We start from the raw sequence: 21,152 nt of genomic DNA on the forward strand, positions 1-21,152 counted from the left end.
TGTGGAAGCGGGCTTGCTCGCGAAAGCGGAGTGTCAGGTAAAAATCTGGCACTGATACTCCGCCTTCGCGAGCAAGCCCGCTCCCACGTTATTGGGTTTTGCATTAAGGCTGCTAGTTAGTCTCAGATTCCAACTTACGCGCCTCATCCACGCCCGACGCCGTCAGCTTGATCGGCAGATTCAACGCATACTCACCGGCAGCGTCGGTGGTCACATGCCCATCCTTGATCAGCCCACGGTCCTGCAGGAACGCCAAGACACTGGCCACCTCTTTTTCGCCGCGGTAGTTATCCAGCACCTCTTTGCCCAGCCCTTGCGGGTGAGCGTGCAGCAGGCGGGTGAGGACTTCTTTTTCAAGGTTTCTATCGACGTTCATGCGTACCTCTTCACTGGGAAATGATCGGGTGTTCGTCTTGCGTGCGATGGATCAAGGCGCAGGTTGTTTTGGCGCACCTGGGACGTTGGAGTCATCGCCCTTGTTGATGTTGGGCTGATTGATCGCCGGGCCCATCTTGCCGTTGCCGACGGCAGCCGGTGCCTGGCGCTGGGTGTCATTACCCTGGGTGCGAGGGTCGGCGCCCGGTTGGATAATCGCGCCGCCATTGGTGTCCAGGCCAGTGCCCATGGATTTCTGCGATTCGGTGGTGGCGTCAGGCGTTGGGTCGGTTGGCCCGGTGGTCGAGCTGGCGGCAAAGGCGCTCAGCGACGCAGCGGACAACAGGCCGGTGAGGGCGAGGGCAGCAAACTTGGAATTTTTCATGAGGGTGTCTCCATATGATTAATGTCCTTACCTACTATTGGTCAGCCCTCGTTTCGTGTTCGTGCCTTGATGGCGACGAACGGTCTTGTGCCACCTGTAAGATTTTGTGTGCCAGTGACGATGAAATTGCGCTGCAACTCGTCATGAAAGCGCCTTAGTATGTGTGCTTTGAAATTGCCAAGGCTCGCCCATGACCATCGAGATTCGCCCCGCCGTGCCCAGCGATGCTGCGCAGATCCTGACGTTCATCACCGAGTTGGCCGAGTACGAGAAGGCCCGTCATGAAGTGATCGCCAGCGTGGTGGACATCGAGCGCAGCCTGTTCAGCGAGGGCGCCACGGCCCACGGCCTGATCTGCTTGCGCGATGGGTTGCCGATTGGTTTTGCGGTGTTCTTCTTCAGCTATTCCACGTGGCTGGGCAGCAACTGCCTGTATCTGGAAGACCTCTATATCAACCCCGAACAACGCGGTGGCGGGGCAGGCAAGAAGCTGTTGCGCCACTTGGCGAAGATCGCTTTCGATAATGGCTGCGGGCGTTTCGAATGGAGCGTGCTGGACTGGAACGAACCGGCGATTGCCTTCTATAAGTCCATCGGCGCCCAGCCGCAGGAAGAGTGGGTGCGCTATCGCATGGAAGGTGATGCGCTGCGCGACTTTGCCCTGGGCTAGCCCGCCAGTCTGTAAACACTGAAGATCAAGTGTGGGAGGGGGTAAGCCCCCTCCCACATTTTTTTGTGTTTTTCTCATAATGTGGGATGCAAATTTATATATTGAGATATTTCAAATGATGGGTTTATAGTCGTCTGCATCAGCACTCACTACCAAAAATAAAACAGGTGAAAGCGATGCAGGCACAACCGTTGTCGTTACCCGCCGTACCCGAGCCAACCTATGGCGAGCGGCTCAAAGGCAAAGTGGTGATCATCACCGGCGCCGCCCAGGGCATCGGCGAGGCGATCGTCGCGTGCTTCCAGGCTCAGCAGGCACGGCTGGTCATCGCCGATATCCAGGGCGAAAAGGTCGAGCAGGTCGCCGCCCATTGGCGCGAACGCGGCGCCGAGATCTACGCGCAACCCGTCGATATCACGTCCAAGGAACAATGGCAGGCGCTGGTCAATGTGGCCATCGAGCACTTCGGCCGTGTGGATGTGCTGGTCAATTGCGCCGGCGTCAACGTGTTCCGCGACCCGCTGGAGATGACCGACGAGGATTGGCGCCGCTGCTTCGCCATCGACCTCGACGGTGCCTGGTTCGGCTGCCGCACGGTGCTGCCCCACATGATCGAGCAGGGCATCGGCAACATCATCAATATTGCCTCCACCCATTCCAGCCACATCATCCCCGGCTGCTTCCCCTATCCCGTGGCCAAGCACGGCCTGCTCGGCCTTACCCGTGCCCTCGGCATCGAGTACGCACCCAAGGGCATCCGCGTGAATGCCATCGCGCCGGGCTACATCGAAACCCAGCTCAACGTCGACTACTGGAACGGTTTCCCCGACCCCCACGCCGAACGCCAACGCGCGTTCGACCTGCACCCGCCCAAGCGCATCGGCCAGCCGATCGAGGTGGCGATGAGCGCGTTGTTCCTGGCGACCGACGAGGCGCCCTTTATCAATGCCACCTGCCTGATGATCGATGGCGGGCGGTCTGTGATGTACCACGACTAAGACGTTTTCCAATAACAAGAACGAGGTGGTTCATGCTTAAGAAGACACTCGGCACCCTGGCGCTCGCGGTCGCTTTCAGCGGCTTCGTATCGGCCGAAGAAGTGAAGATCGGTTTCCTGGTCAAACAGGCCGAAGAACCCTGGTTCCAGACCGAATGGGCCTTTGCCGAAAAAGCTGGCAAGGACCAGGGCTTCACCGTGATCAAGATCGCCGTGCCCGATGGTGAAAAAACCTTGTCCGCCATCGACACCCTGGCCGCAAACGGCGCCAAGGGCTTTGTGATCTGCCCTCCGGACGTGTCCCTCGGCCCGGCGATCATGGCCAAGGCCAAGCTCAATAACCTCAAAGTGCTGGCGGTGGACGACCGATTTGTCGACGCCAAAGGCAAGCCTATGGAAGATGTGCCCTACGTTGGCCTCGACGCCTACAAGATCGGTCAGAAACAAGGCGAAGCCATGGCTGCCGAAGCCAGGCATCGCAACTGGGACTGGAAAGAAACCTACGCCGTCATCAACACCTTCGACGAGCTGGAGACCGGCAAGAAACGCACCGACGGTTCGGTAGAAGGCCTCAAGGCCGCCGGCCTGCCTGCTGACCACATCCTGTTCAGCGCGCAGAAAACCCTCGACGTGCCGGGCAGCATGGACTCCACCAACTCGGCCCTGGTGAAACTGCCCGGCGGCGCGAAAAACCTGATCATCGGCGGCATGAACGACAGCACTGTGCTCGGCGGCGTACGCGCCACCGAAAGCGCCGGTTTCAAGGCGGCGAATGTGATCGGTGTCGGCATCAATGGCACTGACGCCATCGAAGAACTGAAAAAATCCGACACCGGTTTCTACGGTTCCATGCTGTTGAGCCCTGACGCATCGGGCTACAAAACCGCCAGCGCCATGTTCGAGTGGGTCACCAAAGGCACCGAGCCCGCCAAGTTCACTGCCCTGGACAACGTCACGCTGATTACCCGCGCCAACTTCAAGGAAGAGTTGAGCAAGATCGGGCTGTGGAAATGACCGGCGCGGCCTTGCGCTTCAATGGCATCGGCAAGGAATTTCCCGGTGTGAAAGCCCTGGCGCAGATCAGCTTTGAAGCGCGGCCGCGCGAGGTGCATGCGTTGATGGGCGAGAACGGCGCGGGCAAGTCGACGCTGCTGAAGATCCTCGGCGGCGCCTACCTGCCCAGCAGTGGCACCCTGCAGATCGGCGAGCAGACCATGGACTTCAAGTCTGCCGCCGACAGCATCGCCAGTGGCGTGGCGGTGATCCACCAGGAGCTGCATCTGGTGCCGGAGATGACCGTGGCCGAAAACCTTTTCCTTGGGCATTTGCCGACGCGCTTCGGGGTGGTCAACCGCCGCCAGTTGCGCAAGCAGGCGTTGGCCTGCCTCAAGGGATTGGCGGACGAAATCGATCCGGAGGAAAAGCTCGGCCGCCTGTCCCTGGGCCAGCGCCAATTGGTGGAAATTGCCAAGGCGTTGTCCCGTGGTGCGCACGTGATTGCGTTCGACGAGCCCACCAGCAGCTTGTCGGCGCGGGAGATCGACCGCTTGATGGCGATCATCACGCGCCTGCGCGATGAGGGCAAAGTGGTGCTCTACGTGTCTCACCGCATGGAGGAAGTGTTCCGTATCTGCAATGCCGTCACGGTGTTCAAGGACGGCCGCTACGTGCGCACCTTCGACGACATGAGCGCGCTCACTCACGACCAGTTGGTGACGTGCATGGTCGGTCGCGATATCCAGGACATCTACGACTACCGGCCGCGTGAACAGGGCGAAGTGGCGCTGAAGGTCGAGGGCTTGCTCGGCCCTGGCCTGCGTGAACCGGTCAGCCTGAACGTTCACAAGGGCGAGATTCTTGGCCTGTTCGGATTGGTCGGGGCAGGGCGCACGGAGCTGTTCCGGCTGCTGAGCGGTTTGACCCGCAGCACCGCCGGAAGCCTTGAGCTCTGCGGGCAGACACTGCCGCTGCATTCACCCCGCGATGCCATCGCCGCCGGTGTGCTGCTGTGCCCGGAAGACCGCAAGAAAGAAGGCATCATCCCGCTGTCCAGCGTGGCCGAGAACATCAATATCAGTGCCCGTGGTGCCCATTCCACATTCGGCTGGCTGCTGCGCGACGGCTGGGAAAAGACCAACGCCGACCAGCAAATCAAGGCCATGAAGGTCAAGACGCCGAACGCCGAGCAGAAAATCATGTACCTGTCCGGCGGCAACCAGCAGAAGGCCATTCTCGGCCGCTGGCTGTCGATGCCGATGAAAGTGCTGCTGTTGGACGAGCCGACCCGTGGCATCGATATCGGCGCCAAGTCGGAGATCTACCAGATCATCCACAACCTGGCGGCCAGTGGCATTGCGGTAATTGTGGTGTCCAGCGACCTGATGGAAGTGATGGGCATCTGCGACCGCATCCTGGTGATGAGCGAAGGCGCCCTGACCGGCGAACTCACCCGCGACCAGGCGGATGAAGCACGGCTGTTGCAACTGGCTCTCCCGCGGTCGCGGGCTTGAAGAATTCGAGGGTGTAGGCATGTCTCAGGTAAAAACTGCAAAGGGCTTCTGGCCGGGTTTCAACCAGCGCAAGTTCCTTGACGATTGGGTGATGCTGCTCGCCGCGTTGAGCATCTTTGTGCTCAGCGCGCTGTTTATCGATAACTTCCTCTCGCCGCTGAACATGCGCGGGTTGGGCCTGGCGATTTCCACCGTGGGTATTGCCGCGTGCACCATGTTGTTCTGCCTGGCGTCGGGGCATTTCGACTTGTCGGTAGGCTCGGTGATCGCCTGTGCCGGTGTGGTTGCGGGGATCGTGATCCGCGACACCGACAGCGTGGTACTCGGCGTCTCGGCGGCGCTGGCCATGGGGCTGGTGGTGGGGCTGATCAACGGTATTGTCATCGCCAAGCTGCGCATCAACGCCTTGATCGCGACGTTGGCGACCATGCAGATCGTGCGCGGCCTGGCGTACATCTTTTCCAACGGCAAGGCCGTTGGCGTGATGGACGAAGGTTTCTTCGTGTTCGGCAACGGCCAACTGATGGGCGTGCCGGTGCCGATCATCATCACTGTACTGTGCTTTGTGTTCTTCGGCTGGCTGCTCAACTACACCACCTACGGGCGCAACACCATGGCCATCGGTGGCAACCAGGAAGCAGCGTTGCTGGCCGGGGTGAACGTCGATCGCACCAAGATCATCATCTTTGCCGTGCACGGCTTGATCGGCGCGTTGGCCGGGGTGATCCTCGCGTCGCGCATGACCTCGGGCCAGCCGATGATTGGCCAGGGCTTCGAGCTGACCGTGATCTCGGCGTGCGTGCTGGGCGGGGTGTCGCTGAGCGGCGGCATCGGCATGATCCGCCATGTGATTGCCGGGGTGTTGATCCTGGCGATCATCGAGAATGCGATGAACCTGAAGAACATCGATACCTTTTACCAATATGTGATCAGGGGGTCGATCCTGCTCCTTGCGGTCATCATCGATCGCATGAAACAGCGCTGAATACACCCCCTGTAGGAGCCGGCTTGCCGGCGATAGCGGAATGTCAGATACACCTGCGCTAAGTGACACACCGCCATCGCCGGCAAGCCGGCTCCTACAGTGAGATTCGTGCGTCTATAATGCCGCTCGTTTTCGTACCATCACATAGGCCCGATATGCAGGAAAACGCTCACCCCCCCGTCAAAGACGCCGCCCCCACCGGCACCCAGACCCTGCTGCGTGGCTTGGGCGTGGTGCAAGCGGTGGCGGCCGGTGCGCGGGATCTGAAAGAGATCGCCAAGCGCATCGGCACCACCCGCAGCACCACCCATCGCCTGGCCAGTTGCCTGGTGGAGGAGCGTTACCTGCGCGTGGTGCCGCAGGTCGGCTACCTGCTGGGGCCGAAGTTGATCGAGCTGGGTTTCCAGGCGCGCGAAGAACTGCCGCTGGTGACCTTGGCCATCCCGTATCTGGATGAGTTGTCGGCGTTGACTGGCGACACCATCCACTTGGCCATCCGTGAATACGACGACGTGCTTTACCTGCACAAGAACCCCGGCCGAAATGGCCCGGAAATGCGCTCGCGGGTCGGCCATCGCATGCCGCTGGCGCGTACCGGCATCGGCAAGGCGTTGCTGCTGGATGACACCGTGGAAGAGTGGCAGCGCCTGTACGAAGTCAGCTTGCCGACGGGTGGGAAGAATCTGCAGTGGCCGCAACACCCGGAGCAATCCTGGGCACAGTTCGAGCAGCGCATGCGTGAATATGTGGTGGGCGGTTATGCGTTCGACCTGGAAGACAACGAACCGTCGATCCGTTGCGTGGCGGCACCGGTGCGCGATGCCAGCCGGCGAATCGTCGCCGGCATCAGCATCGCCAGTACCGTGCCCTACATGCCGCTGGAGAAAATGGCCGAGCTGATCCCTGTGGTCAAACAGGTCGCAGCCCGGCTGTCAGCGGAGTTGGGCGCGAAGGCCTGATCAGACCTTCAGGGTCGCCATGTCGATGACGAAGCGGTATTTCACATCGCCGGCGATCATGCGGCTGTAGGCTTCGTTGATGTTGCGGATGTCGAGCATTTCGATGTCGCAGGTAATGCCATGCTCGGCGCAGAAATCCAGGACTTCCTGGGTTTCGGCAATGCCGCCGATCAAGGAACCGGCCAGCACCTTGCGGCCCAGCACCAGCTTGGCCGCGTTCACCGGTGGGTCCACCGGCTCGATCAGGCCGACCAGGATGTGCACGCCGTCAAAGCGCAGGACGTCGAGGTAGGGGTTCAGGTCGTGCTGCACCGGAATGGTGTCCAGCAGGAAGTCGAAGCTGCCCGCCGCGGCTTTCATCTGCTCGGCATCGGTGGACACGATCACGTGGTCGGCACCCTGGCGACGGCCTTCTTCGGCTTTGCTCGCCGAACGAGTAAACAGGGTCACTTCCGCGCCCATGGCCTTGGCGAACTTGATGCCCATATGGCCCAGGCCACCCATGCCGAGTACGCCGACTTTATCGCCGGCCTTCACGCCGTAGTGCTTGAGCGGCGAGTAGGTGGTGATGCCTGCGCACAGGATCGGCGCGGCGCTGGCCAGGTCGAGCGTGGCCGGGATCTTCACCACGAAGTGCTCGCTGACCACGATGCTGTCGGAATAGCCGCCCATGGTGTTGCTGCCGTCTACACGGTCCGGGGTGGCGTAGGTCATGGTCGGGCCTTCGAGGCAGTATTGCTCCAGGTCCGATGTGCACGCTTCGCAGTGGCGGCACGAGTCGACCATGCAGCCTACGCCGACCAGGTCGCCGACCTTGTGTGCGGTGACGTTGGCGCCGACGGCAGTGACCTTGCCGACGATTTCGTGGCCCGGCATCAGCGGGTACACGGCGATGCCCCATTCGTTGCGGGCCTGGTGAATGTCGGAGTGGCACACGCCGCAGTAAAGGATCTCGATGGCCACGTCATCGACGCGCGGGCTGCGGCGCTGGAAGGACATGGGGGCGAGGGGAGTGGTGGCCGACTGGGCGGCATAACCGATGGCGGTGTACATGGGGGAAACCTCGCAAAAGCTTGGACGGGTGAGGTGGCGCATTCTGCGCGCCGACCCTGGGAGCGAACATGGCAAATGCTCCGAGTCTCATGCCTATTCGTCCGGGAGTGCCCCGGGTTTGGATCCATTGGCCGCCAGACCTGCGATGATGTTCTCATCCCTTATTCGCGAAGTTTTTTGCCATGTTGTTGACCCGCCATCTCGATGCCAACGCCACGCTGGTTGCCTTGATTGAGGGGCTTACGTCCCGCGACGGTTTTTCGCCCACTCATCTCCCCGGCGTGCAAGTACTGCGCGCCAGCTGCGACGTGGCGCGCGGGCCACAGATCTATGAACCGAGCCTGATGTTCGTCGCCCAAGGCAGCAAGCTCGCCTACCTGGGCCCGCGTACGCTGGAGTATGGCGCCGGGCACTATCTGATCCAGGCGATGCCGGTGCCGTTCGAGTGCGAGACGTTTGCCATGGCGCCGGATGCACCGCTGCTGGGCGTGACGGTGGGCATTGATCGCGTCGTGCTGGGCGAGTTGGTGATGGCCATGGGCATTCAGGCCGGGCCGCCGCCGACGGCGCAGACGCTGGAGTCGATGAGCTCGGTGGTGCTCGATGACGCGATGCGTGGGTGTGTCGAACGGCTGCTGCAGTGCCTGCACGATCCGCTGGAAAGCCGGATCATGGGCCCGGCGCGGGTGCGGGAATTACTCTTCACCGCGTTGCGTGGGCCACAGGCCGATGTGTTGCGCGCATTGGTGGAACAGCAGGGGCAGTTTTCGCGGATCGCCACCTCGTTGAATCACCTGCATGCCCATTATGCCGAGCCGCTGAATATCGAGACGCTGGCGGGGTATGCACACATGAGTGCGTCGACGTTTCATGAGCATTTCAAGCGCTGCACCTTGTTGTCGCCGGTGCAGTACCTCAAGCGTTTGCGGCTGCTCAAGGCCCAGCAATTGCTGCTGGTGGAAGGCATGGGCGTGGCGCAGGCGGCGCATAATGTGGGGTATCAGAGTACGTCGCAGTTCAGCCGGGAATATAAGCGCTACTTCGAGCGCAACCCAGGCGAAGAGCGCGCCGCCTGATCACACGCAAACCCTGTAGGAGCCGGCTTGCCGGCGATGGCGCCCGCAAGATCATTGCAGGACTTGAAGGCCTCATCGCCGGCAAGCCGGCTCCTACAGGTTTGGTTGTGTTGGCCACAAAAAAGGCTCCCATTTGGGAGCCTTTTTTATTCCAGCAGCGGGCTTACATATTCGGGTAAGTCGGCCCGCCCGCGCCTTCCGGCGTGACCCACGTGATGTTCTGCGAAGGATCCTTGATGTCACAGGTCTTGCAGTGCACGCAGTTCTGGGCGTTGATCTGGAAGCGCTTCTCGCCGTCTTCCTGGGTGATCACTTCATACACGCCGGCCGGGCAGTAGCGCTGCGCCGGTTCATCGTAGAGCGGCAGGTTGGTGCCGATCGGGATGCTCGGGTCCTTGAGCTTCAAGTGGCACGGTTGCTCTTCTTCGTGGTTGGTACCGGAGATGAACACCGAGCTCAGCTTGTCGAAGCTCAGCTTGCCGTCGGGTTTTGGGTAGTCGATCTTCTTGCTGTCCTTGGCCAGCTTGAGGCAGGCGTAGTCCGGCTTGGTGTCGTGCAGGGTGAACGGCATCTTGCCGCCCAGGATATTCTGGTCGAACCAGTTGAAGCCGGCACCGATGATCGGGCCGAACTTGTGCATCGCCGGGCCGAAGTTGCGGCTGGCGAACAGTTCTTCGTAGAGCCAGCTGGACTTGAAGCTGTCGACGTAAGCGGTCAGTTCATCACCGCCTTCGGACTCGGCAAACAAGCGGTCGGCCACGGCGTCGGCGGCGAGCATGCCGGACTTCATCGCGGTGTGGCTGCCTTTGATCTTGGCGAAGTTCAGGGTGCCAAGGTCGCAACCGATCAGCGCGCCACCTTTGAAGACCATCTTCGGCAACGAGTTCAGGCCGCCTTTGCAGATGGCACGGGCGCCGTAACTGATGCGCTTGCCGCCTTCGAGGTACTGGGCCAGCACCGGGTGGTGCTTGAGGCGCTGGAACTCATCGAAGGGCGACAGGAAGGTGTTGCTGTAGGACAGGTCGACGATCAGGCCGACCACTACCTGGTTGTTTTCCAAGTGATACAGGAACGAGCCACCGGTGTTCTCGGCGCTCATGATGTCCAGAGGCCAACCAGCAGTGTGGACGACCAGGCCTGGCTGGTGCTTGGCCGGGTCGATTTCCCAGATTTCCTTCAGGCCGATGCCGTAGTGCTGGGCGTCGGCGTCGCTGTCCAGGTTGAAACGCTGGATCAGTTGCTTGCCGATATGGCCACGGCAACCTTCGGCGAACAGCGTGTACTTGCCACGCAGTTCCATGCCGGGGGTGTAGACGCCTTCTTTTGGGTGGCCTTCGCGGTCGACGCCGAGGTCGCCGGTGATGATCCCGCGCACCACGCCGTTTTCGTCGAACAGCGCTTCCTGGGCGGCGAAGCCTGGGTAGACTTCCACGCCGAGGTTCTCGGCCTGCTGGGCCAGCCAGCGGCACAGGTTGCCCAGGGAGATGATGTAGTTGCCTTCGTTGTGCATGGTCTTGGGCACAAAGAAGTCAGGCACCTTGGTGGAGGCTTCGGGGCTGCGCAGTACATAGATGTCATCGCGCACCACGGGAGTGTTGAGCGGGGCGCCGAGTTCTTTCCAGTCCGGGAACAGTTCGTTCAGGGCGCGTGGTTCGAACACGGCACCGGAGAGAATATGCGCGCCGACTTCGGAGCCTTTCTCGACCACGCAGACGCTGATTTCCTTACCGGCTTCGGCGGCCTTCTGCTTCAGTCGGCAGGCGGCAGACAGTCCCGCCGGGCCAGCGCCGACGATGACCACGTCGAATTCCATGTATTCGCGTTCCACAGGCTATCTCCTACTCAAGGCTCAACAGGCTTTTTTTTCTAATGGGTGGAGGTTCGGTGTCGTAACCATCATCACGGTGCCAAATGGCAGGGGATGACCCACCTTTCTCTCTAGGTGGCGCATTATATCTACACCACTGTCAGCGTCCAATACAAACGTTTGTTTGAATTGCCCGCAGGCTAGGTAAATCAAAGAGGCGCGGCTTATGACTGGCTATTTTGCCGTATTGACCAGAATAGGTGTTCCGGTCAATATACGGTCGGTTTTGCGCTTACCGTAGGCAGACAGCAGGTTTCAAGAGCACGTCCAAAAGCAAGACAGGTGACGCGAGCCCGAACGATGGCGCGCAGTTTACACGCTGCGATAAAGAATGACCTCTCAGTCACCACTGACGAACGGTCATCATTTCCCGTGAGCAAGGTCATCCGCCGACGTTTTTGGAGGTGCCCTTGTGTGCCGATGAGCATCAACCGCCAGGTTCGCCTAGGCGACTTTCTTTTCACCGGAGAGTAACGAGGAATCCATGAAGGTTCTTGTAGCTGTCAAACGCGTTGTCGATTACAACGTGAAAGTTCGCGTCAAGGCGGACAATTCCGGCGTCGACCTCGCTAACGTCAAGATGTCGATGAACCCTTTCTGCGAAATCGCCGTGGAAGAAGCCGTACGCCTGAAAGAGAAAGGCGTGGCGACTGAAATCGTCGTGGTTTCCATCGGCCCTGCCACTGCTCAAGAGCAGCTGCGTACTGCCCTGGCACTGGGCGCCGACCGCGCTATCCTGGTCGAGTCCGCTGAAGAGCTGACCTCCCTGGCCGTTGCCAAGCTGCTCAAAGCCGTTGTCGACAAGGAACAGCCTCAGCTGGTGATCCTCGGCAAACAGGCGATCGACAGCGACAACAACCAGACTGGCCAGATGCTGGCTGCGCTGACCGGTTACGGCCAGGGCACCTTCGCTTCCAAAGTCGAAGTGAGCGGCGACAACGTAGCGGTGACCCGTGAAATCGACGGCGGCGCGCAGACCGTTTCCCTGAAACTGCCGGCCATCGTCACCACCGACCTGCGTTTGAACGAGCCGCGCTACGCGTCCCTGCCAAACATCATGAAAGCCAAGAAGAAGCCGCTTGAGTCGGTCACTCCTGAAGCTTTGGGCGTTTCCACCGCCTCCACCAACAAGACCGTCAAGGTTGAAGCACCGGCTGCACGCAGCGCGGGCATCAAGGTCAAGTCGGTGGCTGAACTGGTCGAGAAACTGAAAAACGAAGCGAAGGTGATCTGATCATGACTATCCTCGTAATCGCCGAACACGATAACAAGGTGCTGGCCCCGGCCACCCTGAACACCGTGGCTGCCGCTGCTAAAATCGGTGGCGACATTCACGTACTGGTTGCCGGCCAGGGCGCCGTGGCTGAAGCCGCTGCGAAAATTGCGGGCGTGAGCAAAGTCCTGAACGCTGACAATGCCGCCTACGCGCATCAGCTGCCGGAAAACGTCGCTCCGCTGGTCGCAGAGCTGGGCGCTGGCTACAGCCACATCCTGGCTGCCGCCACCTCCAACGGCAAAAACATCCTGCCACGCGTTGCCGCGCAGCTGGACGTTGACCAGATCTCCGAGATCATCTCGGTTGAAAGCGCCGACACCTTCAAGCGCCCGATCTACGCCGGTAACGCCATCGCTACCGTACAGTCCAACGCTTCGGTCAAAGTCATCACCGTGCGTGCTACCGGTTTCGACCCGGTTGCCGCCGAAGGTGGTTCGGCTGCCGTTGAAGCCGTTGCGGCTGCCCACGACGCGGGCACTTCCAGCTTCGTAGGCGAAGAGCTGGCCAAGTCGGATCGTCCTGAGCTGACCGCTGCCAAGATCGTCGTTTCCGGCGGGCGTGGCATGCAGAACGGTGACAACTTCAAGCACCTGTACGCCCTGGCCGACAAGCTGGGCGCTGCGGTCGGCGCCTCCCGCGCGGCCGTTGACGCAGGTTTTGTACCCAACGACATGCAGGTCGGCCAGACCGGCAAGATCGTTGCGCCACAGCTGTACATCGCCGTCGGTATCTCCGGCGCGATCCAGCACTTGGCCGGTATGAAAGACTCCAAAGTGATCGTCGCGATCAACAAGGACGAAGAAGCCCCGATCTTCCAGGTGGCTGATTACGGCCTGGTGGCGGACTTGTTCGAAGCCGTCCCTGAGTTGGAGAAGCTGGTCTAATCCAGTCGCTTCACTTATAAAGAGCCCGGTCCTTGTGACCGGGCTTTTTTTTGACTTGGAGACACACGCCATGGAATTGCGCCCTTGGGCGGTACTGCTGGGCCTCACATTGCTGCCGACGCTGTCGCTGGCCGCCGGCAAATGCGATCGCCTGGTGATCACCGGCAGCCCGGACGCACCGCCGTTGCTCTGGCGCGACCCGCAAGACCCCACGCACCTGATCGGCGCGACCGCCGATGTGTTGCAGCAAGTGGGCAAGGACCTCGGGTTGAAAATCGACCTGCTCTACGGCGGCAAACGCTCCCTGGCCCTGGAAGAAGTGCGCAGCGGGCGCATGGATATCCTCGCCGACGCGCCGCTGAACCTGGGTGAGCTGGAAACCCTCGACTACATCCATCCGGCGCTGGTGCAGCTCGACTACCTGGTGTGGACGCGCAAGGACTCGACGCTGGCCTATGCCACGGCCGCCGACCTGCACGGGCACAAAGGCGCAGTGTCGGAACGTGCGCGTTTGAGTGCTGCTTTCGAAACCTTTGCCGGTGAGCAACTGAGCCTGCAACGCCTGCCGTCGCTGACGCCGGCGTTCCAGAAACTGCTGCTGGGTGAAGTGGACTACGTGCTCGCCGGGCGTTATTCCGGTATGGCCATGGCGCAGACCCTGGGCATGAGCAATGACCTGGTCGCCCGCGACGTGCCCATCGACCAGCCCGGCCTGTACCTGGCGATTTCCCATAACTCGGCCTGCAATGATCCGTGGTTGCGCGGACAGCTCGCCAAAAAGATGACAGAATTGCCCGCGTCCGGTGTGGCGCAAGCTGCGTTGCAGAGCAATCTGGAGCGCTGGAAGGCGCAATTGCAGCAACCCGTCGGCACCCCAACAAAGTAGGGATTTTCAGTGACTCTTCGACCTCTTTTCGCGGCCCTCGCCGTTGTCGCTCTGGCGGGATGTGCAGCCGATCCTGCGCCGAATGAACAAATGCGCCTCACCCAGCAAGCCTTGGAGCAAGCCAGTGCCGTGGGGGCCAACGCGGATGAATCGCCTGAATTGAAACTGGCCGAAGCCAAGTTCGCCCGGGCCAAGTCGAGCATGGCCGACCAATCCTACAAAAACGCACGTATGCGTTTCGAGCAAGCCGAACTGGATGCGCGCCTGGCTGAAGCCCAGGTACTGACCCGCAAGAGCCAGGAGCAGTTGAACGTGCTCAACACCCGCATCACCCGCCTGCGCAAGCAACTGCAGTTGGGAGAAGCCCAATGAGTCCGATGATCCGCGGTTTGAGCTGTGCGGTACTGTTGGGCACCGCCGTGTTGGGCGGTTGCGCCAGCCATCCCGACAGTGAACAGGCCTTGCAGCAGGCGGGTAACGACTTCCAGCAGGTCAAGGAAGACGCCAACGTGCTGCGCTTTGCGCCCAAGGACGTGATCCGCGCCGGTGAATCCCTGGCGCGCGCCGACCGTTTGTCCAGCTACTGGGGCAGCGGCGCCGACGTGGTGCATTACGCTTACCTGAGCCAGCGCTACAGCGCCATCGCCCGCGAACACACCGAGCAGGCGCTCAACCAAGAGCGCGGCGCCAAGCTCGAACTGGAACGCCAGCGCCTGCAATTGGCCCTGCGTGAAAGCAAGCTGATCAGCGTGCAGCAGCAGGGCAAATGGCTCGAAGAACAGATCGCCAGCCTGGCCACCACCCAGACCGATCGCGGCCTGGTGATGACCTTGGGCGACGTGCTGTTCGACACCGGTGAAGCGGAGTTGAAAAACTCGGCCAATCGCACGGTGCTGAAAATCGTGCAGTTCCTGCAACTGAACCCCAAGCGCGTGGTGCGTATCGAGGGCTACACCGACAGCACGGGCGGCGAGCAGGAAAACCTCAGACTGTCCCGCGACCGTGCGCAGTCGGTGGCGGACGTGCTGGTGGACCTGGGGATCGACGAAAAACGCATCCAGGTCGAAGGCTACGGCGACCAGTATCCCGTCGAAGCCAACGCCTCCGAGCGGGGCAGGGCGCAGAACCGTCGGGTGGAAATCGTGTTCTCTGACGAGAAAGGCCAACTCGGCGCCGCGCGCTAAGCGCCTGACACAGATCAAACTGTGGGAGCGGGCTTGCTCGCGAAGGCGGTGTACCAGTCAGTACTTCATGGGCTGGCACACCGCCTTCGCGAGCAAGCCCGCTCCCACAATTGTTTGGTGTAGACCCTTACAGTTTTTACTGTCACTCCCGCCCGTGCTCGACTATTGTGGCAACTGTCCCCGTACACTTCTAAACTGTGCCGGTATGTTTCACACAAAAATAAAATACCCGTGAAATCGAGTGCTGCGTCATGACCAATCTGTTGCTTTACCAACGTATCGCCCAGCAACTGGCTGAGGATATCCGGCGCGGTGTCTATCAACCGGGCGAGCGCGTGCCTTCGGTGCGCAAGATGAGCTCGCAGTTGAACGTAAGCCACGCGACGGTGTTGCAGGCCTACGCCAACCTGGAAGACCAGGGGCTGATCCGGGCGCGGCCGCAGTCCGGCTATTACGTGCACCAGACGCCCGCGCTCACGGCGCCAACGCCGGACATCGCCCGGGTGGAGCGCCCGGGGCTGGTCACCCGCAGCAGCATCATCCAGCAAGTGTTGGGCGAGTCGCGCCGCGAAGGTGTGTTCCCGCTGGGCGCCGCCGTGCCGAGCGTGGATTACTTGCCGGTGCGCGCGCTGCACCAGCAACTGGCCAAGGTCACGCGCTTCCAGAGCCCACGGGCCTTCAGCTACATGTTCAGCCCCGGTTTCGAACCGCTGCGCCGCCAGGTGGCGATCCGCATGCGTGATGCGGGCGTGGTGGTGGACCCTTCCGAAGTGGTGATCACCCACGGTTGCGTGGACGCATTGCAGATGTCGCTGCGGGTGCTGACGCGGCCTGGCGACCTGATTGCCGCTGAATCACCGACCTATTATGGTTTGCTGCAACTGGCCGACCTGCTGGGTCTCAAGGTCATCGAGATCCCCAGCGACCCATCTACCGGGATGAGCCTGGAAGCCCTGCAGCTGGCGGCCAACCAATGGTCGATCAAGGCACTGGTGCTGACCACACGCCTGAGCAATCCCCTGGGCGGCACCATGCCTGAGGAGCGGCAGAAACAGTTGCTGCGCCTGGCGTCGGATTTCGATATCCAGATTGTCGAAGACGATATCTACGGCGAACTGATGTTCGAACTGGGCCGCAGCAAGGCCTTGAAAGCCTACGACCGCCTTGACCGAGTGATCTATTGCTCGAGTTTTTCCAAGACGCTGTCCCCCGGCGTGCGCATCGGCTGGATGATCGCTGGCAAGTACCAGCAGGAAATCCAGCGCCTGCAGATGTTCAGCACCCACTCCGCGTGCAGTGTCACGCAGATGGGCGTCGCGGCATACCTGGAGAACGGCGGATATGACCGGCACCTGCGCTACATCCGCCAGGAATACCGCAAGAACCTCAGCGCCTTCCAGCTGGCAGTGCAGCAGTATTTCCCGGAGGGCACGCAGATGACCCGCCCGACCGGCGGCTTCATCCTGTGGGTCAGTTTGCCGGGGCGGGTCAATACGCAGGAACTGCACGTGCGTGCCCTGCAACAGGGCATCAGCATTGCGCCGGGGCTGATCTTCAGCAACACCGAACAGTTCAACCACTGCATTCGCCTCAACTGCGGTACGCCGTGGAACCGCGAGGCAGAGCGGGCGCTGATGACGCTGGGGATGCTGGCCAGCCAGTTGTGCCAGGAGACCGCGGCGGCTGGCTTTTGAGACGTGTCTCAGGGGGAAATCCGATAGCGGGCTAATCACCGCGCTTGTCATGCCGTGCACAACAAGCGAGCATATGGCCCTCTGCCGTTAATGCTGTAGGCAATATGACCTCTATTGTTCGCGCTGTTTTGGTGATTGGCCTGTTAAGCCTGTGTAACGTCAGCACAGTGCTGGCGGCAGCCCCTGTGAGTGAAACCAAGCCTGCTGCCAGCGCCGAGCAAAAGACCCCCGCGAAAAAAACGGCGCCCGTGGTCAAGAAAAAAGCCGCCCCGGTCAAGAAACGTGCGGCGAGCAAGTCCAAGTCATCCCGTGAAGTCGCGCAGACACAATTGCCACCAGCACAGTTGGACCTGTCGCTGCCTTCTGACATGGTCAGGCACTTGCAGCCGATTGGCACCATGCCCAAGCCCAAGAGCGTGCCGCTGCTGCCGCCGATGTTTGGTGAAAAACCCACTGACAACAGTGCGTTCCAGATCAACGGCCGCCTGCTCAGCAATGAGATGAGGCTGCAGTTGCGCAACGAAGAACGGCGCGATGTAGAAGGCGCCGCGCTGGATTTCGAATTCAAGCAGTAAACTTTTCCACAAACGTGACGTTGCCCTCCGACCATCTGTCGCAGACTGGTCAGCCACTTTTGTTTTCTGCGAAAAACCCCTGTTAGGCCATTTTAAAACAGCTGTTTTAGGGCGTACTCTAGCCCGGCCATCCACATTGAGTCGTCGAGGACCTGCTGGTCATGAATTGCCGTGAAGGCTGTGGCGCCTGCTGCATTGCCCCCTCCATCAGTTCGCCATTACCGGGAATGCCACAGGGCAAACCGGCCGGCGAACGCTGCCTGCACCTGTCGGTCGAACAGCTATGCCTGCTGTTCGGGCAACCGGAGCGCCCGGCGGTGTGCAGTGATTTCAAGGCGGATATCGAGGTCTGCGGCACCGACCAGGCCGATGCGATCCGCTTGATCGGCTGGTGGGAGCACATGACGGCGGCTTGATGGGCTTTACTATCGGAACTTCAACAATAAGGAATACAACAATGGGTTCGCTGAAACGAATGGCTGTGTTGTGCGGTTTTACGGTGTTGTTTGCTGCCACTGCCCAGGCTGAGGATTGGCAAGTCGCCAAGGACGAAGGCGGTATCAAGGTGTCCCTGAGCGAAATTGCCGGTTCCAAGTACAAGGCGTATCGCGGTGTGACCGTGATCAACGCGCCTGTGTCAAAAATCGTCGCCCTGCAGGAAGACGTGGCCGGTGCCTGTGCCTGGATCCACGAGTGCAAGTCCCAGAAGCTGGTGGACAAGAAAGGTGATGAGAGCTGGACCTACACCCAATTCAAAGCCCCGTTCCCCGTGACGGACCGCGATTCCTACCTGCATATCACCACGACCAAGGCGGCCGACGGCACGCTGACCCGCAAGCTCGAAGGTGTACCGACCTACAAGCCTGAAGAAAAAGGCTACGTCCGGGTTGCCCAGGTCAACGGCTTCTGGAAACTCGTGCCAAAAGGCGACAACCAGACCGAAGTGACCTATCAGGTGCACACCGAGCCAGGTGGCAGCGTGCCTTCGTGGCTGGCCAACAAGTTCGTGGTGGACGCGCCGTTCAACACCTTGAAAGCCTTGAAAGAACACGCTGAAAAATAAGCGCAGTTGATCCGGTGCCTCCTGACTCGAGTGGAACGTTTGGCGACCCCTCAAGGTCCAGATAGTGGTAAGCCCACACACGGGTTTTATCGAGGAGGCACCGATGCAAAAGTGGCAGATTACCTTCGTTGATGATCACGGCGTGAAGTCCGTCGAGCAGTTCACCTGCGACCAGAAGCCCAGCCTCGAAGATGCGGCACACATGATTCGCAACAAGCTGGTGCCCGTCGCCGCCGAACTGGACCTCAATGACCTGGAGGGCCGCAAACCCGAGCCTACGGTCAAGATCCTCAAAGACCAGAACAGTATCCAGATCCTCGACATCTCTCCCGCCGCCTGAACATTCCCTGTACACCTTCCAAGCACCTCTGGTGGAGGTGATAGCTTCGCGCTACTCTGCAAGTGAGATCAGCGAATGAATCGCTAAGGTCTGGTCTTGTCAGCTACATGCTTGTTTTCCAGCGGTGATGTCATTGCCGTAGCCCCCACGCCAGTACGGCGTGGGCTTCGGGAAGCACGGAAAGTCTATCCATCAATTCGAGGAGCACTTTTCATGAGCACAGCCTATCAAGAAGACATCAGCACCAACGTTCTGCGCCGCATGAAAGAAGGCGGCTTCGACTTCTCGCGTTTTCACCCCATCGAGTTCTACGCCATATTCCCGGATGAGGAACGGGCGCGCAGGGCAGCGGGTGAGTTTCGTGGGGAATCCCTGAATGCCCAGGTCAGTGCGCGCGACGATGGCGCCTGGTACCTGGAACTGAGCAAAATCATGTTCGCCACCTACGACGGCATAGGAGACTTCGAGCAAGACTTCGGGGCGGTGGTCGAGCCGCTGGGCGGGATCATCGAAGGATGGGGCGTCAAGCAGGAGGTGCGTGGGTTACCCATGTAGCGGCAATTTATGAGCAACACAGCGTATCGGCTGACCTTTTGGGTCGGCCGATTTTGTTTGTGCCGCGCCCCGACATCGCCACCACCCAATGCACCGCGCAAAAAAAAACCACCCAAGAGGGTGGCTTAAAGGGAAGAGCGGTTCGCTGAAGCGTCAGGACGCATCCTGTTCAGCAGATGGGGCCAATTATCCGCATGCTTGGCCGGGCAGTGAAATCAACTCTGACTATGCTGTTGATAGGCAAAGCCCGCATTGCGATGAAGCGTGCGGCCATGCGCCGTGCATTCTGCGCACCAGGACGGTGCGGCCAGTTTGCCGTGGTAATTCAACTCACTGATTTCTAAGTGTTTATGCCGCTGGCACGGGCCTTGCGATGGTTCTTGCGCCCGGGTGACAAGGAGTTCGGCATGATCCGCACTTATTACGATGAAATGTACGATGGGGCAGGGCAGGTCCGGCCTCATTACCGCGAGTTCGCCCGCTGGTTGGCTGAAACCCCTGCTGAACTGCTGGCTCAACGCCGGCGCGAAGCCGATTTGCTGTTTCACCGCGCCGGGATCACCTTCACGCTCTATGGTGACGAGCAAGGCACCGAGCGTCTGATTCCCTTCGACACCATCCCACGCAGCATCCCTGCCAGCGAATGGCGGATTGTCGAGCGCGGCTGTATCCAGCGGGTCAAGGCGCTGAACATGTTTCTCGCCGACCTGTACCACGAACAACGCATCATCAAGGCCGGCATCATTCCCGCCGAACAGGTGCTGGCCAACGAGCAATACCAGTTGGCGATGCAGGGCCTTGACCTGCACCGCGACCTGTATTCCCACATCTCCGGGGTCGACCTCGTACGCGATGGCGACGGCACGTACTACGTGCTGGAAGACAACCTGCGCACGCCCAGCGGCGTCAGCTACATGCTCGAAGACCGCAAGATGATGATGCGCCTGTTCCCCGAACTGTTCGCCGCCCAACGCATCGCGCCCATCGATCACTACCCCAACCTGCTGCTGGACACCCTGAAAAGCGCGAGCCCCCTGGACAACCCCAGCGTGGTCGTACTGACCCCGGGCCGCTTCAACAGCGCGTTCTTCGAGCATGCCTTCCTGGCCCGCGAAATGGGCGTGGAACTGGTGGAAGGCGCGGACCTGTTCGTGCGCGATGACCGCGTCTTCATGCGCACCACCGATGGCCCCAAGGCCGTGGACGTTATCTACCGCCGCCTGGACGACGCGTTCCTCGACCCATTGGCCTTCAATCCTGATTCGATGCTTGGCGTGCCCGGCCTGCTTGCGGCCTATCGCTCGGGCAATGTGGTACTGGCCAATGCCATCGGCACCGGGGTAGCGGATGACAAGTCGGTGTACCCCTTCGTCACCGAGATGATCCGTTTTTACCTGGACGAAGAACCCATCTTGCAGAATGTCCCGACGTTTCAGTGCCGCAAGCCCGACGAACTGTCCCACGTATTGGCGAACCTGCCGGACCTGGTCGTCAAGGAAACCCAAGGCTCCGGCGGCTACGGCATGCTGGTCGGCCCGGCGTCCACCGCGGCGGAAATCGAAGCCTTCCGCGCCCGTATCAAGGCCAAGCCCCACGCCTATATCGCTCAGCCGACCCTGTGTTTATCCACCTGCCCGACCTTTGTCGAAAACGGCATTGCGCCCCGCCATATCGACCTGCGCCCGTTCGTGCTGTCCGGCAAGGAAACCCGTGTGGTCCCCGGTGGCTTGACCCGCGTGGCATTGCGCGAAGGTTCGCTGGTGGTCAACTCGTCCCAGGGTGGCGGTACCAAAGACACTTGGGTGGTGGAGGACTGAT

23 protein-coding genes are annotated in these 21,152 nt (G+C 60.6%); 19 read left to right on the plus strand and 4 right to left on the minus strand.

What is annotated here, in order from left to right; genetic code table 11:
- Positions 1–112 precede the first annotated feature (112 nt).
- Entirely contained in the window at positions 113–376 is a 264-nt protein-coding gene (locus tag BM70_RS0100390; RefSeq protein WP_025854162.1) for a hypothetical protein, read from the minus strand.
- 51 nt (positions 377–427) lie between these two features.
- Entirely contained in the window at positions 428–760 is a 333-nt protein-coding gene (locus tag BM70_RS0100395) for a hypothetical protein (protein WP_015885416.1), read from the minus strand.
- Between the two features lie 190 nt (positions 761–950).
- Between BM70_RS0100395 and BM70_RS0100400 the strand changes: the two genes are divergently transcribed.
- The 6 genes from BM70_RS0100400 to BM70_RS0100425 all read left to right on the plus strand — a co-directional run bounded on the left by BM70_RS0100400 (position 951) and on the right by BM70_RS0100425 (position 6,881).
- On the plus strand, positions 951–1,430 hold the full coding sequence (locus BM70_RS0100400) for a GNAT family N-acetyltransferase (protein ID WP_010208407.1): 480 nt from the start codon (positions 951–953) through the stop codon (positions 1,428–1,430).
- A gap of 176 nt (positions 1,431–1,606) precedes the next feature.
- Positions 1,607–2,428, plus strand: a complete 822-nt coding sequence (locus BM70_RS0100405) for an SDR family oxidoreductase (RefSeq protein ID WP_025854163.1) — start codon at positions 1,607–1,609, stop codon at positions 2,426–2,428.
- Positions 2,429–2,460: 32 nt separating this feature from the next.
- Positions 2,461–3,441 carry a substrate-binding domain-containing protein gene (locus BM70_RS0100410; RefSeq protein ID WP_025854164.1) on the plus strand — a complete coding sequence of 327 codons (981 nt, stop codon included), beginning with the start codon at positions 2,461–2,463 and terminating at the stop codon, positions 3,439–3,441.
- The gene (gene araG / locus BM70_RS0100415; protein WP_025854165.1) at positions 3,438–4,937 is read left to right on the plus strand and encodes an L-arabinose ABC transporter ATP-binding protein AraG; all 1,500 of its coding nucleotides are present in this window, start codon (positions 3,438–3,440) and stop codon (positions 4,935–4,937) included. The genes BM70_RS0100410 and araG overlap by 4 nt, the downstream gene beginning before the upstream one ends.
- A gap of 19 nt (positions 4,938–4,956) precedes the next feature.
- On the plus strand, positions 4,957–5,922 hold the full coding sequence (gene araH / locus BM70_RS0100420) for an L-arabinose ABC transporter permease AraH (protein ID WP_025854166.1): 966 nt from the start codon (positions 4,957–4,959) through the stop codon (positions 5,920–5,922).
- Between the two features lie 155 nt (positions 5,923–6,077).
- Positions 6,078–6,881, plus strand: a complete 804-nt coding sequence (locus BM70_RS0100425) for an IclR family transcriptional regulator (RefSeq protein ID WP_025854167.1) — start codon at positions 6,078–6,080, stop codon at positions 6,879–6,881.
- On the opposite strand, the gene BM70_RS0100430 is transcribed toward BM70_RS0100425, so the two are convergent.
- Complete coding sequence (locus tag BM70_RS0100430; protein ID WP_025854168.1) at positions 6,882–7,934, minus strand: NAD(P)-dependent alcohol dehydrogenase; 1,053 nt, start codon at positions 7,932–7,934, stop codon at positions 6,882–6,884. It abuts the gene before it with no gap.
- Between the two features lie 182 nt (positions 7,935–8,116).
- Between BM70_RS0100430 and BM70_RS0100435 the strand changes: the two genes are divergently transcribed.
- Positions 8,117–9,010: an AraC family transcriptional regulator gene (locus tag BM70_RS0100435; RefSeq protein ID WP_025854169.1), complete on the plus strand. Its 894-nt coding sequence runs from the start codon at positions 8,117–8,119 to the stop codon at positions 9,008–9,010.
- A gap of 163 nt (positions 9,011–9,173) precedes the next feature.
- On the opposite strand, the gene BM70_RS0100440 is transcribed toward BM70_RS0100435, so the two are convergent.
- Positions 9,174–10,838 carry an electron transfer flavoprotein-ubiquinone oxidoreductase gene (locus BM70_RS0100440; RefSeq protein WP_025854170.1) on the minus strand — a complete coding sequence of 555 codons (1,665 nt, stop codon included), beginning with the start codon at positions 10,836–10,838 and terminating at the stop codon, positions 9,174–9,176.
- A 523-nt stretch (positions 10,839–11,361) separates the two neighbouring features.
- On the opposite strand from BM70_RS0100440, the gene BM70_RS0100445 reads away from it, so the two are divergent.
- The 12 genes from BM70_RS0100445 (at position 11,362) to BM70_RS0100500 (ending at position 21,151) form a co-directional block, all read left to right on the plus strand.
- Complete coding sequence (locus BM70_RS0100445; protein ID WP_025854171.1) at positions 11,362–12,111, plus strand: electron transfer flavoprotein subunit beta/FixA family protein; 750 nt, start codon at positions 11,362–11,364, stop codon at positions 12,109–12,111.
- 2 nt (positions 12,112–12,113) lie between these two features.
- A complete protein-coding gene (locus BM70_RS0100450) occupies positions 12,114–13,037 on the plus strand; it encodes an electron transfer flavoprotein subunit alpha/FixB family protein (RefSeq protein WP_025854172.1) in 924 nt (307 codons plus the stop codon).
- Between the two features lie 70 nt (positions 13,038–13,107).
- Positions 13,108–13,923 (plus strand): ABC transporter substrate-binding protein, encoded by an 816-nt coding sequence (locus tag BM70_RS0100455; RefSeq protein ID WP_025854173.1) that lies wholly within the window; start codon positions 13,108–13,110, stop codon positions 13,921–13,923.
- Positions 13,924–13,932: 9 nt separating this feature from the next.
- A complete protein-coding gene (locus BM70_RS0100460) occupies positions 13,933–14,295 on the plus strand; it encodes a DUF4398 domain-containing protein (RefSeq protein ID WP_025854174.1) in 363 nt (120 codons plus the stop codon).
- Positions 14,292–15,107, plus strand: a complete 816-nt coding sequence (locus tag BM70_RS0100465) for an OmpA family protein (RefSeq protein ID WP_025854175.1) — start codon at positions 14,292–14,294, stop codon at positions 15,105–15,107. The genes BM70_RS0100460 and BM70_RS0100465 overlap by 4 nt, the downstream gene beginning before the upstream one ends.
- 251 nt (positions 15,108–15,358) lie before the next feature.
- Entirely contained in the window at positions 15,359–16,801 is a 1,443-nt protein-coding gene (locus tag BM70_RS0100470; protein ID WP_025854176.1) for a PLP-dependent aminotransferase family protein, read from the plus strand.
- A 104-nt stretch (positions 16,802–16,905) separates the two neighbouring features.
- Entirely contained in the window at positions 16,906–17,376 is a 471-nt protein-coding gene (locus BM70_RS0100475; protein WP_025854177.1) for a hypothetical protein, read from the plus strand.
- Between the two features lie 161 nt (positions 17,377–17,537).
- Positions 17,538–17,792: a YkgJ family cysteine cluster protein gene (locus BM70_RS0100480; protein WP_025854178.1), complete on the plus strand. Its 255-nt coding sequence runs from the start codon at positions 17,538–17,540 to the stop codon at positions 17,790–17,792.
- Positions 17,793–17,833: 41 nt separating this feature from the next.
- On the plus strand, positions 17,834–18,439 hold the full coding sequence (locus BM70_RS0100485) for an START domain-containing protein (RefSeq protein ID WP_025854179.1): 606 nt from the start codon (positions 17,834–17,836) through the stop codon (positions 18,437–18,439).
- A 103-nt stretch (positions 18,440–18,542) separates the two neighbouring features.
- Positions 18,543–18,779: a hypothetical protein gene (locus BM70_RS0100490; protein WP_025854180.1), complete on the plus strand. Its 237-nt coding sequence runs from the start codon at positions 18,543–18,545 to the stop codon at positions 18,777–18,779.
- Between the two features lie 213 nt (positions 18,780–18,992).
- Positions 18,993–19,334, plus strand: coding sequence for a ribonuclease E inhibitor RraB (locus tag BM70_RS0100495; protein WP_025854181.1), 342 nt, complete (start codon positions 18,993–18,995; stop codon positions 19,332–19,334).
- A 407-nt stretch (positions 19,335–19,741) separates the two neighbouring features.
- Positions 19,742–21,151: a circularly permuted type 2 ATP-grasp protein gene (locus BM70_RS0100500; protein WP_025854182.1), complete on the plus strand. Its 1,410-nt coding sequence runs from the start codon at positions 19,742–19,744 to the stop codon at positions 21,149–21,151.
- The last annotated feature ends 1 nt before the right edge of the window (position 21,152 follow it).

This window comes from Pseudomonas sp. CHM02, from assembly GCF_000612585.1.
Lineage (GTDB): Bacteria > Pseudomonadota > Gammaproteobacteria > Pseudomonadales > Pseudomonadaceae > Aquipseudomonas.

What these genes read in the sequence shown, in the direction of transcription:
- BM70_RS0100390 (WP_025854162.1), bottom strand. Translation starts at nt 376, where the DNA reads ATGAACGTCGATAGAAACCTTGAAAAAGAAGTCCTCACCCGCCTGCTG.
- BM70_RS0100395 (WP_015885416.1), bottom strand. Translation starts at nt 760, where the DNA reads ATGAAAAATTCCAAGTTTGCTGCCCTCGCCCTCACCGGCCTGTTGTCC.
- BM70_RS0100400 (WP_010208407.1), top strand. Translation starts at nt 951, where the DNA reads ATGACCATCGAGATTCGCCCCGCCGTGCCCAGCGATGCTGCGCAGATC.
- BM70_RS0100405 (WP_025854163.1), top strand. Translation starts at nt 1,607, where the DNA reads ATGCAGGCACAACCGTTGTCGTTACCCGCCGTACCCGAGCCAACCTAT.
- BM70_RS0100410 (WP_025854164.1), top strand. Translation starts at nt 2,461, where the DNA reads ATGCTTAAGAAGACACTCGGCACCCTGGCGCTCGCGGTCGCTTTCAGC.
- araG (WP_025854165.1), top strand. Translation starts at nt 3,438, where the DNA reads ATGACCGGCGCGGCCTTGCGCTTCAATGGCATCGGCAAGGAATTTCCC.
- araH (WP_025854166.1), top strand. Translation starts at nt 4,957, where the DNA reads ATGTCTCAGGTAAAAACTGCAAAGGGCTTCTGGCCGGGTTTCAACCAG.
- BM70_RS0100425 (WP_025854167.1), top strand. Translation starts at nt 6,078, where the DNA reads ATGCAGGAAAACGCTCACCCCCCCGTCAAAGACGCCGCCCCCACCGGC.
- BM70_RS0100430 (WP_025854168.1), bottom strand. Translation starts at nt 7,934, where the DNA reads ATGTACACCGCCATCGGTTATGCCGCCCAGTCGGCCACCACTCCCCTC.
- BM70_RS0100435 (WP_025854169.1), top strand. Translation starts at nt 8,117, where the DNA reads ATGTTGTTGACCCGCCATCTCGATGCCAACGCCACGCTGGTTGCCTTG.
- BM70_RS0100445 (WP_025854171.1), top strand. Translation starts at nt 11,362, where the DNA reads ATGAAGGTTCTTGTAGCTGTCAAACGCGTTGTCGATTACAACGTGAAA.
- BM70_RS0100450 (WP_025854172.1), top strand. Translation starts at nt 12,114, where the DNA reads ATGACTATCCTCGTAATCGCCGAACACGATAACAAGGTGCTGGCCCCG.
- BM70_RS0100455 (WP_025854173.1), top strand. Translation starts at nt 13,108, where the DNA reads ATGGAATTGCGCCCTTGGGCGGTACTGCTGGGCCTCACATTGCTGCCG.
- BM70_RS0100465 (WP_025854175.1), top strand. Translation starts at nt 14,292, where the DNA reads ATGAGTCCGATGATCCGCGGTTTGAGCTGTGCGGTACTGTTGGGCACC.
- BM70_RS0100470 (WP_025854176.1), top strand. Translation starts at nt 15,359, where the DNA reads ATGACCAATCTGTTGCTTTACCAACGTATCGCCCAGCAACTGGCTGAG.
- BM70_RS0100475 (WP_025854177.1), top strand. Translation starts at nt 16,906, where the DNA reads ATGACCTCTATTGTTCGCGCTGTTTTGGTGATTGGCCTGTTAAGCCTG.
- BM70_RS0100480 (WP_025854178.1), top strand. Translation starts at nt 17,538, where the DNA reads ATGAATTGCCGTGAAGGCTGTGGCGCCTGCTGCATTGCCCCCTCCATC.
- BM70_RS0100485 (WP_025854179.1), top strand. Translation starts at nt 17,834, where the DNA reads ATGGGTTCGCTGAAACGAATGGCTGTGTTGTGCGGTTTTACGGTGTTG.
- BM70_RS0100490 (WP_025854180.1), top strand. Translation starts at nt 18,543, where the DNA reads ATGCAAAAGTGGCAGATTACCTTCGTTGATGATCACGGCGTGAAGTCC.
- BM70_RS0100495 (WP_025854181.1), top strand. Translation starts at nt 18,993, where the DNA reads ATGAGCACAGCCTATCAAGAAGACATCAGCACCAACGTTCTGCGCCGC.
- BM70_RS0100500 (WP_025854182.1), top strand. Translation starts at nt 19,742, where the DNA reads ATGATCCGCACTTATTACGATGAAATGTACGATGGGGCAGGGCAGGTC.